The sequence below is a fragment of the Novosphingobium sp. B-7 genome (genome assembly GCF_000410615.1).
GTDB lineage: Bacteria > Pseudomonadota > Alphaproteobacteria > Sphingomonadales > Sphingomonadaceae > Novosphingobium > Novosphingobium capsulatum.
This window is the reverse complement of the sequence record NZ_APCQ01000214.1, coordinates 1-515: the sequence shown is the minus strand read 5'-3', so window position 1 is coordinate 515 and position 515 is coordinate 1. Positions and strand designations below refer to the sequence as shown.

Genomic DNA, 515 nt, shown 5'->3' with positions numbered 1-515 from the left:
CCTAATCCTACGCGGGCTCATCCTTTGCCGATAAATCTTTGGACCGAAGTCATCATCCGGTATTAGCAGTCATTTCTAACTGTTATTCCGAAGCAAAGGGCAGATTCCCACGCGTTACGCACCCGTGCGCCACTAACCCCGAAGGGTTCGTTCGACTTGCATGTGTTAGGCATGCCGCCAGCGTTCGTTCTGAGCCAGGATCAAACTCTCAAGTTGTGTCACAACCATCATCGCAGAAGCACCAATGGCACCTACCCGCGACAACAGCAGAACTCCGGGAGCCGATGCCTGCATTTGTCAAACGTAATGGATACGAAGGACATATAGACAGATACCGGCTTGCTTTAAACTGGACGTCGGAGCCCAAAGACCCCCGACACCAGGCGCCGTCGCCCACATGTCCCTTCATCTAATCAACAATGTCAAAGACCAAACCCAGACAACAAAACCCGGACAACAATCAATCCCCGGTTCTCACCGGAAATCTAAGCCGTCCGTAGCTATCTGGCGACCAA

1 rRNA gene is annotated in these 515 nt (G+C 52.2%); it reads right to left on the bottom strand.

Features of this window, described 5'->3' with window-relative positions:
• Positions 1–216, bottom strand: a 16S ribosomal RNA gene (locus H926_RS0102220); the annotation flags it as partial.
• Positions 217–515 lie beyond the last annotated feature (299 nt).